Raw genomic sequence first — 11,825 nt, 5'->3', positions numbered from 1 at the left:
AAAAAGCAGGTGAAAAATCCAAACGAGGTCCAGCAAAAAAAGAAGAACCTTCTATTAAAGAAAAGATGGAACTACTTTATGAAAAAGTATTGGATGACTTATTAGTAAACCAAGAAAAACTTACCAAAACAGAAAGAGTTAAACTTTTTGTTACGCTTTCTAATTATATCTTTCCAAAAACAAAATCTGTTCGAGATAAGTTTACTTTAAACAAATTGAAAGAGATTGATGATCAACCCATAATGCTTCGAGATCCAGACCCAACTAAGTAATCTTTTTCTTCCCAAATAATAATCAATTGAATTATAAAGAATCTCTTTATTTTGTTGCTAAATGCCTGACCATCTCATTTGAAGAAAAAAACAAGGATGAAATTGAGTTGATTCTGAAAGCAACGAACGTAGATTGGGATAGAGTGGTTAAAGTAAGTACTAGTCATTATGTATTTCCTGCATTGTATTGTAATTTTAAAAGAGCTGATTTTTTAAAATACCTTCCTGCTGATTTGGTTGATTATATGAAATACATAACCAATTTAAATAGAGATAGGAATAATCAAATCATTGGGCAAGCAAAGAAATTAAATAATCTATTATTAGATAATGGAGTTAAACCTATTTTTTTAAAAGGAACGGGTAATCTTTTAGAGGGTTTGTATGAAGATATTGGTGAACGCATGGTTGGTGATATAGATTTTTTGTTTTCAGAAGAAAATTTCTTTAAAACAATTAATATTTTAAAAAATGATGGTTATGCTATACAAGAAAATCAATCAGGTTTTTTACCCGGTTTTAGACATTATCCAAAATTAGTGAAATATAACAATATAAGTAGTGTAGAGATTCATAAAGAAGTTACTATAGAAAAATTTAGAGATGAATTTAATTGTAAGATGATTAGTGAGAATGTTCAGCAAATAGATAGTTTTTCAGTTTTAAGTTTTGAAAATCAATTATTACTCTCAATTATATCTAGTCAAATAAATGATTATGGATTTGAGCTTAAAACTTTTTCTTTAAGAAATGCTTACGATGTTTTTCTCATGTCAAAAAAAGTTGATACAAAAAAGGTTGTTTCAAACTTTACTAAGTTAAAGATTCCGTTAAATTGTTTTATAGCAAATTGTAATCTTGTTTTTGGAGATTTAGAATCTTTAGGTTATTTCAAAACAAAAGAATCAGAAAACTACCTAAAAGCATTCAATAACTCTCTTAATAAAAAAGAATCAAATTTAAAAATCAATTTTAAATTGTTTAAGATTAATTTAATTAGAAGGTTAGGTATAGTATGTAAATCAATTTTTAATAGCGAAATTAGAAAGTGGTTATTAAACACAATTATAAGAAAAATTTCAAATTAAATTTTTCTTATAGGAGATAATATTATTTTTTCACCAAATAACTCCCGCCTGCTGCATAAATAAATCAGCCAATGCATCTTTGTTTTGATGCGTGCCAATATAAGTCAGAAAAGTACTTTCTTTAGAGTGTCCGGTGATATTCATTAGTAGCGGCGTCTCAATTTTCCCATAATAGTTAGATGCAAAAGAGCGTCTCATAATATGTGAAGTTACAAATTCATATTTTTGGGCAGACACAATTTCCTTTCTTCTAGTCTTCGGGTTGTTTTTAAATCCACTTACGAATTCGTTAATCCTTGCCATTTTACATAGTACTTTAATCTCTTTGTTAAAGCTCACTTGTGATACTTTTTTTGGAAATTCTTTTTCTAAAATTTCTATAACCAAAGGATCTGCAACACCAATAGTCACCGCTTTTTTTGTTTTTTGCTGAACAATATCTATATATAGACCACTCGTTGCCTTTCTTAGGTTTCTTGGAGTCAATTTTAGCAAATCTGATACTCTTTGTCCAATAGAGAGTCCAATCAATAACCATTTATAAGTATCTTTATATTCTTCTGGAATGTGTTGCAATCCCTTTAATGCTTTTATTTCATCTGGATTTAAAACATGTAAAATTCGATCAGAACTTTTCTGTTTAAAAGATTCAATATAATTTGAATAGGGGTGCACTTCTAAGCCACTTTTCTCTGCATCACGCAGAATAATTTTTAGTAACTTTAAGAGTTGTCCGCAGTAATTATCACTATACTGCTGTTCTATTTTTAGAAAACGGGTGAAAGATTCAGCGGTGTATTTGTCAATCGAATCCAAGTATAATTGCTCTGATTTATCCACTTCATAAGCCTTCACAATTCTAAATAACGACTTATAAGTCCGAATTGTATTATAAGACAGCCCAACCGTTCCGTATCCTCGAACTCTTTTTGTAGCAGCATTGGAAATAAAATGATTTAAATAATCTAAAAATAAAATGGATTTTTCTATTTTTAAGGGTGTTTGATGTGTCTTTTTTATAGTTTTTTTGTAATATTTAACGTGCATATAACGTATGTTATTTGTTTATTTTAACATAGATATAACATTATAATATTTTATTAAAAACGAATTTATCTAAAATATTTAACATTATTATCTACTTCAAGATACGTTATATTTTTAAAATAAAAAAGTTAAAATACAGGTATATAAGTAGTTAAATCGTGTTTATTTTTGAAAAGACTACGGAGTGTAGTCATAAATCTATTGCTTTTTCACATTTTATCTCTAAACAACATAAATTTTAAGCCTGAACTTCAATTTAAAAGTGTCACCATTTCTCCAAATACACACGCTTTTATCCATTTGTAATAAATTATTTTTAATGCATTTCAATCTTGGTAAACAATAATTTTATACCTTTGTACTGCTTAAGAAAGAAAAATTATTATGTTAATACCGGAAAAAGTAATTTTATTATTGCTACTTTTAGGAACCTTCCTACTCGTTAGTCAATTATTACCAAAGGTACGAGCCCTTAGTTTAAAACGAGGTTTTGTTGCCATTCCAGAAAATAGAAGTTCCCATACTTCCATTACACCCAGTTTTGGTGGTGTTTCTTTTTACATTGCATTACTTGTGTTTTTTATCATATCATTTAGTCAAGAAAACGGATGGCTCATAGGAACACTTCTATTTGCTATTTCTGTAATCTTTTTTACAGGTCTAAAAGATGATTTGAAAGATATTTCTCCCAAAGCAAAACTACTAGGGCAATGGATTGCTATATGTGCTTTATTAGTACACCCAGAATTTAGGATAACGGATTTACATGGTTTTCTAGGCATTAAAGCCCTACCAACTTTGTTTTCCGTTTTATTTAGCACTTTTTTGTATGTTTCTCTTATTAATGCCTATAATCTAATTGACGGTATCGATGGTTTGGCTTCTATAATAGGTATTGTGGTAGCTAGTGCTTTTGGACTGTCCTTTTTTATCATAGGATTGTATTTTTATGTAGGACTTTGTGTTGTAATTGTAGGAATGTTATTGGCCTTTTTACGATTCAATTTATCTATTAAACGCAAGTTATTTATGGGAGATACCGGTTCTCTCATCTTAGGATTGTTATTTGGTATTTTAGCCATGCGATTGCTTTCAGTAGGGTTTAGTACTCTTGATGCTCTTGGAATTGGACGTTCTGAAACTCCATTATTGGCATTGGCTATTTTAAGCATTCCTGCTTTTGATATCGTGCGCGTGGTATGCATCCGAAAAATCCACAAGAAACCTTTTTTTAGTCCAGACCGTAATCACCTGCACCATGTATTGATAGATTCAGGCTTATCGCACGCGAAAGCGTCGTTTTTGGCAGGGGGTATCAATATCATACTTATTGGGGTAGTCTATGCAGCGCTTTTGCAATATGATTTGGGTACAGCCAGCATTGTGCTCTTGGCAAGTTATTTGGTGTTAACATTATCGTTATTTATAGTAAACAAAGGCTTAGGTTCAAAACGAAAGAAGGTAAAACTACGTCGATTTTTGTTTAAAATAAGCCATCCTACACCCAATTTAAGTACCAAAAAACAACTGAAATTTAATAAGAAGTTAAAGTTAATTCGTATTTTCTTCTTTTAAAACAGCTCTTACCGTGTCTGCTATAGTTTCTGTATTAAAAATTAGCACTCCTATTAATAAATATTTATTTTTACCAAAAAATAGAATCAATGAATCGAAGTAAAAGAAATTTTCTTTTTGCGTGGTTGTTTGCTTGCATTACCACTATTGCCTTTACGCAAGACTTATCTACCTTAAAAAATATAGACATCAATAGTTTGTCGGATGATGAAATTTCCAATTACTGGGAAACCATTCAAAAAAACGGGTATACTATGCCCCAAGTAGAAAAAATGGCGCAAGTGCAAGGCATATCTTCTTCTAAAGTGGCGGAGTTTAAACGACGTGTAAACAGTTTAAAAATGATTACCCAAAAGGAAGAACAAATTGATGCTGTAAAAACGGTAGCTGAAAAAGTATCCGAACCTTATGGATTAAAAAACGGACAAGAAGTACAAAATAAAAGCACAGGGACACAAGTATTTGGGTATTCCTTTTTTGAGAACGCTAAAATAGCCTTTGCTCCTAGTACCAACATGGCAGTGCCTGCTACCTATCAAATTGGTCCTGGAGATGAGCTAATGATCGATTTGTGGGGTGCTACAGAAATTACCTACAAAGCTAGCGTAAATCAAAGAGGGTATATAATGATTAATGGAGTAGGATATATTTATGTAAACGGATTTTCTTTGGCCAATGCTGATCGTAAAATTGTAAGCAAGCTGAAGCAAAAGCATGCTGGAATTTCAGCAGCCAAAGACAGCTACACTAAAATTTATACCAATGTAACCGTCTCTAAAATACGAACAGTACAGGTAAATATTATTGGTGAAGTAAAAGCACCAGGAACCTATGCGTTAAATTCATTATCTACCGTGCTAAATGCCTTATATGTGGCTGGAGGACCTACCAAACTCGGTACTTTTAGAGAAGTGAAATTGGTGCGTGGTAATACAACGATAAGTACCTTAGATATTTATGAATATTTGGTACACGGTACCCAAAATGGAAACAGCACTCTACAAGATCAAGATGTTTTATTAGTTGGACCTTACAAAAACTTAATTACTGTAGAAGGGGCTGTAAAAAGACCTGGAATCTATGAGGTGAAAAATGCAGAAACCCTAGCCGATTTAATTGGGTATTTTGGCGGCTTTACGCCAAAAGCTTATACCGATTTGTTAGTTGTAGAGCGCCTTAACGGGTTAGAAAGAGAAGTAAAAGAAATTACGCGCAACAAAGCCAGTACTTTTGTTTTACAACCTGGAGATAAAATTCTAGTGCAAGAGGTGTTAGATACCTATACCAACAAAGTAACCATTTCTGGAGAGGTATTGCGCCCTGGTAATTTTGAGTTAACGCCTAACATGACCTTGCAAGATCTATTTGCTAAAACGAAAGGCATAACACCAGAAGCATTTGTAGAACGTGGTCTTTTGGTAAGAACCTATGAAGACGCTACCCAAGAGAACATTCCGTTTTCAGTAGCAGAGGTACTAGCAGGTACGACTGCTATTCCTTTGCAAAACAAAGACGAAATCACAGTGTTTAATAAAAACAACCTTAGAGAAGCACGTGTGGTGCAAATTAATGGCGCTGTAAATACTCCTGGAAGCATTCCGTTTGTAGAAAAAATGCAAATTGAGGATGTTATTGCCTTGTCTGACGGATTAAAAGAAAGTGCAGATGCAACGCAAGTAAGTGTGTCCAGACGATTAAAAGACGGAAGTTATAAAACATTGAGTAAAGTATTTACCATTTCGTCTAAAGAAAACTTAGCCTTAAACAACGGGAAACCTTTTTACTTTGAACCGTTTGATTTAATTACCGTTCGAAATGCAGTAGGGTATACCACACAACAAACAGTTTCAGTTACCGGACAAGTGTTGTATCCTGGTGCATACACTTTGGAGAAAAAAAATGAACGTATTTCAGATCTGATTCAAAGAGCAGGTGATATTACTGAATTTGCGTATTTACAAGGTGCAACTTTACTTCGAAAAAACAATGCATCGTCTAATGAAGAAATTGACTTTAATTTAGGGGATCTTGAAGTGGAAGTAGCTCAAGACAAAGAGGTATCCTCTATTGGTATCGATTTGGTAGCCATTTTAAAAAATCCTGGTACACCTATCGATATATACCTGAAATCGGGTGATGAACTTATTATTCCAGAACTAGAAGAAACAGTGAAAATTACAGGAGAAGTTTTGGTACCTTCTTTGGTGCAATACAACAAAAACCAAAGCTTAAAGTACTATATTCGTAACTCTGGGGGTTTTACAAATACTGCAAAAAAATCTAAGTTATACGTTCGCTATAGCAATGGGGAGATAAAAACATTAAAAAAGTTTTTATTTTTTAAGTTCTATCCGGAAGTAACTCAAGGCGCAGAAATTATTATTCCAGAACATGAGAAAAAAGAAAGAATGTCTACTCAAGAAGTATTGGGTATTACCTCTTCTATTGCTACATTAGCTTTAATCATTCAATCATTAACCGCCGCCAAATAAGTAAACCCTATTGAAGTTATGAGTGATGTAAAACAATCGCACACAGTACACGAAGAAGATAGTATTGATATTGTAGCCCTATTAAAAAAGTTTTGGCTGCAACGTAAGTTGGTGATGAGAACCACAGCCTTATTTTTTGGCTTGGGGCTATTTATAGCACTATTGTCTAAAAATTATTTTTCGACCTCTACCACTATTGTCCCAGTTACTGAGTCTAGTTCTGTAGGAGGAAATCTAGGAAGTTTGGCCTCTTTAGCAGGAATTAATTTAGGAGGTGGAGGAAGTTCTGGAGGAGAGATTTCGCCAGAATTGTACCCAGAAATTGTGAGTAGCATTCCGTTTAAGTTAGAGCTACTCAATACTCCGTTAACCATAGAAGGCATAGACAGTACCCTTACGTACCAAGCCTATTACGAAAACCATTATTCCCCCGGATTTTTAGCCAATCTAAAAAAATACACGCTAGGTTTACCAGGGGTAATTATTGGCGCTTTAAAAAGTGATGAGGTTGCTGAAGTAAAAGCACCCTCTAAAAATACCATCTTACGTTTAACGAAAGAGGAAGCTGCTTTAATAAAACAATTGGACGAGCAAATTCAGTTAAACGTAAATGCTAAAGAAGGTTTTATTTCGTTAACAGCAACCTTACCTGAAGCAGAGGCAAGTGCACAATTAGCGTTAAAAGCACAAAATTTATTGCAACGCTATGCCCTACAATTTAAAACCCAAAAGTCTATTGAGCAACTCCAATACATTGAAGAGCTTTTTGCTGAGAAAGAGAGAGAATTCAATGCCAAGAAAACTGCCTATGCTGCTTTTCAAGACAGCAATAGAGGAATGAATACAGCTTTGGCACAATCGCAACTCATGCAATTACAAGCAGAATACGATATTGCTTTTAACGTTTATACAGAATTGGCAAAGCAATTGGAAACACAACGTTTACAGGTAAAGAAAGATACTCCGATTTTTACCATATTAAAACCAGTATCTATTCCGAAAGAAAAAGCAGGACCTAAAAAAGCATTAATTTTAGTTATCTATACCTTTTTAGGATTTATTGGAAGTCTAGGGTACATTTTAGCTAAAGATTTTTTAAAAGATTTTAAAAAGGATTGGGACAACGCATAATTACGAACCATTCTTATTAAAAAAGGTTTTTACAATTTCTTGTAAAAACCTTTTTTGTTTTTAAGTACGAAAACGATTGAAGTTTTCTTTGCTATTGTTTCGCAAAAGAACTTGCAATATATTTGATAAAAAATAGTCAAATTATGATATTAATTGCAGATGGTGGTTCTACCAAAGCAGACTGGATTGCTCTAGACACCCAAAAAGAAGAGGTATTTAGAGTTCGTACCTTGGGGTTAAATCCTGCTGTAGTGGCTAGAGAGGAGCTGAACAACAGAATTGTAAACATGTTTCAGCTCATCAATATTAAAGAAGAAGTAACCGAGATTCATTTTTATGGAGCAGGCTGTGGTACTGCACAACCCGCTAAGATTTTGCAAGAGGTATTAAAGTCTATTTTTGTAAATGCAACCATACACATTGCTGAAGACATGTTGGCTGCTGTATATGCAGCAACAGGAAAAACACCTGCGCTTGTTTGTATACTAGGTACAGGCTCTAACAGTTGTTATTTTGACGGAGCACAGCTTCAAATGAAAACCCCTTCTTTAGGTTATATTTTAATGGATGAAGCCAGTGGGAATTACTTTGGAAAGCTATTGCTGCGTGAGTATTTTTATGATAAAATGCCCAAAGTGATGGCGGCTCGTTTTCGGGAGGAGTTTAACTTGGATGCAGATGTCATTAAAGAAAACTTATACAGAATGCCGAATCCGAACATGTATTTGGCTTCTTTTGCAAAATTTATGTTTGAATTTAAGGAAGAAAAATACATAAAGAAAATTATAAAGCGCGGATTTCAAGAGTTTTTTAAATACCGTATTTTACCTTACGAAAAAGACGCACAGACGCCATTGTACTTTATAGGGTCTATTGCGTTTTACTTTAGGGATATTTTAGAGAAAGTAGCCGTTAAAAATGGGCATGTCATTACCGATGTTATTCAAAGACCTATTGATAATTTATTAGCATACCACAAAAAGGAAGTGACATTTAGGAACTAAATGTCACTTCGAGTGTAGTCGAGAAGTTTCCATTCCGTTCACGCTATAGTCGAAATGACACTGAGGTACGCACTGTCATTAAGAAGTGTTATTTTAATACAACAACAAACCCACAGTAGTACAACGCACTGTGACTACAGCAACTCCATAACGCGCTCTAGGCGCATGCCTCTAGAGCCTTTTATTAATACAGTACTATTACGTATAGGGTGCCCTTGTACATATGCTGCAAACTCCTCAAACGTTTCAAACAAATGTGCATTTTCTTGGGTTTCAGAAAAATGTTTACCTATAAAATAACAATGTTTGAATTCCATATCTAGCGCAAGCTGAACAATGTTTTGGTGTTCTTTGCGACTCTCTGAACCTAGCTCGAACATGTCTCCTAGAATTACTACTTTTTGGTCAGCATTCACTGTTTTAAAATTTTCTAAGGCCACTTGCATACTGGATGGATTGGCATTGTAGGCATCTAAAATAATGGTATTGGTTTCCTGTTGAATATATTGCGATCGATTGTTAGTAGCTTCGTAATTTTCGATAGCTAATTGTATGTCTTTTTGGGGTACTTTAAAATAATTTCCGACAGTAATGGCAATAGCAATGTTTGCGTAATTGTAGCTGCCGACTAAATTGCTTTGTATAGTTTGGTTTTTAAAGGCTACTGCTACAAAAGGTGCTGCAGCTATAAGTTGAATGTCATTTGCAAATGGAATGGTAAGAAACTCCTTGGTTTTTGACACCTGTAAAGGATCTTCTGGGTTTATAAATGCTGTGCTGTTGTGTGTTTCTAAAAAGGTATATAGCTCACTTTTTCCTGCAATGACTCCTTCTAACCCTCCAAAACCTTCTAGATGTGCTTTACCAAAATTGGTAATATAGCCATAATCGGGTACACAGATGTTTGATAAAAATTCGATCTCTTTTTGATGATTGGCCCCCATTTCTACAATCCCCATTTCAGTATCTGGGTGCATGGCTAATAATGTAAGCGGAACCCCTATATGGTTGTTTAAATTCCCTTTGGTGGCTACTGTGTTGTATTTTTTTGAAAGCACAGCATGGATCAACTCTTTGGTAGTGGTTTTTCCGTTGCTACCTGTTAATCCAATAATAGTTGTGTTTAGCTTTTGCCTATGGTATTTAGCCAAATCTTGGAGGGTAGTTAAAACATCGGATACTAATAAGATATTGGGATGTGTTTGGTATTCTTTTTCATCTACTACAGCATAGCTTGCACCAAGAGCCAATGCTTTTTCAGCAAATGTATTCCCATTAAAATTGGGGCCTTTTAAGGCAAAGAACATTGTGTTTTTTCGAATACTTCTAGTGTCTGTATCTGCTAAGAAATGTTCGGAATAATAGCGATAAAGTTGGGATATATTCATTTTTTAAAGATAAAAAAAACCTCATTATTAAAAAACAATGAGGTTGTACTTTATGATATTGTTAGTTTTACCTACTAGGATTTCTAGTGTTTCTTTTTCCTGATGAAAGTGACCCTAGTTTGTCTACCACACATCTAAATCCGATATAGTTGCTTGCCATATACTCCGGGAAATATCTTCTTTGTGCAGGATCTAGCCAATACTCTCTGTCTGACCAAGACCCTCCTTTATATACTCGAGATTTATCATTAATTAAAGTAGACCTTTTTTTAGCATCGTTTACCAAAAGAATTTTTCCTGTTTTAGTATCTATAACTCTGGTAGATGCTTTAGGCGAGTTGTACATGCTTGCTTTGGAAGCAATAACATCTTCATCATATTTGTAAAAACGAGTAGAATTGGCATCACCATCACCAATATTAGCGTTGTCTGCTTTTGAGAAATTTCTTCGCATGGCAGCATCATTCTTTGTAATTGGGATGTATTTAATAGTTCCTGGTAAGTATTTAGGAACAATTTTTCCGTTTGGTAAGGTGTCATGTGCTATTTGAGCACCCTCTTGTTCACCCGCAAAAACTAAATTCCCTTCTTCATCAATTTGTTTTTTGGTGAATAAATTTCCTCTAAAATAGTTGAAATCGTTTGCTTCGTTGTCTATAATTGGTCTGTACACATCTGCAACCCACTCTGCCACGTTACCAGACATGTCGTACAATCCGAAACCGTTTGGAGGGTATGATTTTATTTGGTTAGGAATATCAGATCCATCAGAACTCCATCCAGAAGGGCCACTATAATCACCCTTACCTTGTTTAAAATTGGCCAACTGGTCTCCTTTGTTTCTTTTGCTCTTATCACGGGTATATTTTCCGTTCCAAGCGTATTTTTTACGGCCTCTAATGTTATTGTACTCTCTGTTTTCTACATTCGCTTTTGCAGCAAACTCCCATTCAGCTTCAGTTGGTAAACGAAAACGTTGTGTTAAAATACCATCTGCTTTCGAAATTTTTCTTCCTTGAAAAGCGTCTCTGCTTGGTCTTGCCTGTCCACGTTTACGGATAGTTCTTCCAACTCCTCTTTTATACACAGTAGTATCTCCATCAAATAATTTGCTGTCGTTTGCTAAAAAAACATCTGTATCAAAAAAGTTACTAACGGTATCTAGATCAAAAATGTTTTTCAGGTTCCCCTTGTCTATCAAGGTTTTTAAATTAACGATATTGGTTCTCCATTTACAGTACTCATTAGCTTGCAACCAACTAACACCAACTACAGGGTAGTCTGCATATGCAGGATGACGCAAGTAGTTTTCCGAAAGAATATCTGTATTTCCTAAACTTTTACGCCAAACTAAAGTGTCTGGTAATACTGAGCTGTAAATATTTTTGTATTTTTCTTCAGAAGGCGGAAAAACATCTTTCATATATTGAACATATAAAAAATATTCAGAGTTGGTTACCTCTGCCTCATCCATATAAAAAGAACGAACATGAATTTTATTCGGTGTTGTATTCCAATCGAACATTACATCATCTTGTACTTGTCCCATTATAAATGAACCCCCTTCTACAAGAACCATTCCTAAAGGAGTTTCTTGGCCTGCCAATGAATTAGCTCTAATATAATTTCCATTTTTAGGATCGTTAAATGACAACCCTGTAAGTCTTGACTTGTTTGATGAAGAACTTTTACAGTTTACAAATAGCAAACTGGCCAAAACGAAGAATGTTATTTTAAATATGTTTTTCATTATCTAATTAAAAATTGATAGTGGTTTCTTATAAAGGTGCAAATTACAATAAAAATATACTTTTATAAAAGCAAATAT

9 protein-coding genes are annotated in these 11,825 nt (G+C 33.9%); 6 read left to right on the top strand and 3 right to left on the bottom strand.

The features are described from left to right. Positions 1-272, top strand: a 272-nt coding sequence (locus Q0L44_RS05905; RefSeq protein ID WP_296636567.1) for a hypothetical protein, incomplete at its 5' end; no start/stop codon positions are given. A 26-nt stretch (positions 273-298) separates the two neighbouring features. After that, positions 299-1,360, top strand: coding sequence for a nucleotidyltransferase family protein (locus tag Q0L44_RS05900; protein WP_296636565.1), 1,062 nt, complete (start codon positions 299-301; stop codon positions 1,358-1,360). Positions 1,361-1,390: 30 nt separating this feature from the next. Here the strand turns inward: Q0L44_RS05900 and Q0L44_RS05895 are convergent, their stop codons facing one another. After that, on the bottom strand, positions 1,391-2,407 hold the full coding sequence (locus tag Q0L44_RS05895) for a phage integrase SAM-like domain-containing protein (protein WP_296636562.1): 1,017 nt from the start codon (positions 2,405-2,407) through the stop codon (positions 1,391-1,393). Between the two features lie 573 nt (positions 2,408-2,980). On the opposite strand from Q0L44_RS05895, the gene Q0L44_RS05890 reads away from it, so the two are divergent. From Q0L44_RS05890 to Q0L44_RS05875, 4 genes are all read left to right on the top strand, one after another. Beyond that, positions 2,981-3,982 (top strand): MraY family glycosyltransferase, encoded by a 1,002-nt coding sequence (locus tag Q0L44_RS05890; protein WP_296636559.1) that lies wholly within the window; start codon positions 2,981-2,983, stop codon positions 3,980-3,982. An 89-nt stretch (positions 3,983-4,071) separates the two neighbouring features. Next, the gene (locus tag Q0L44_RS05885) at positions 4,072-6,474 is read left to right on the top strand and encodes an SLBB domain-containing protein (RefSeq protein ID WP_296636556.1); all 2,403 of its coding nucleotides are present in this window, start codon (positions 4,072-4,074) and stop codon (positions 6,472-6,474) included. An 18-nt stretch (positions 6,475-6,492) separates the two neighbouring features. Continuing rightward, positions 6,493-7,605, top strand: coding sequence for a GNVR domain-containing protein (locus Q0L44_RS05880; RefSeq protein ID WP_296636554.1), 1,113 nt, complete (start codon positions 6,493-6,495; stop codon positions 7,603-7,605). Between the two features lie 143 nt (positions 7,606-7,748). Then, positions 7,749-8,609 (top strand): N-acetylglucosamine kinase, encoded by an 861-nt coding sequence (locus Q0L44_RS05875; protein ID WP_296636552.1) that lies wholly within the window; start codon positions 7,749-7,751, stop codon positions 8,607-8,609. A 134-nt stretch (positions 8,610-8,743) separates the two neighbouring features. Here the strand turns inward: Q0L44_RS05875 and murF are convergent, their stop codons facing one another. Continuing rightward, the gene (murF, locus tag Q0L44_RS05870; RefSeq protein ID WP_296636550.1) at positions 8,744-9,997 is read right to left on the bottom strand and encodes a UDP-N-acetylmuramoyl-tripeptide--D-alanyl-D-alanine ligase; all 1,254 of its coding nucleotides are present in this window, start codon (positions 9,995-9,997) and stop codon (positions 8,744-8,746) included. Between the two features lie 67 nt (positions 9,998-10,064). Continuing rightward, entirely contained in the window at positions 10,065-11,747 is a 1,683-nt protein-coding gene (gene gldJ / locus Q0L44_RS05865) for a gliding motility lipoprotein GldJ (RefSeq protein WP_296636547.1), read from the bottom strand. Between the last annotated feature and the right edge of the window lie 78 nt (positions 11,748-11,825).

Origin of the sequence: Polaribacter sp. (assembly GCF_024639685.1) — a bacterium.
Taxonomy (GTDB): domain Bacteria; phylum Bacteroidota; class Bacteroidia; order Flavobacteriales; family Flavobacteriaceae; genus Polaribacter.
Note: the sequence above shows the minus strand (reverse complement) of the source record. Positions and strands in the feature narration are given on the sequence as shown.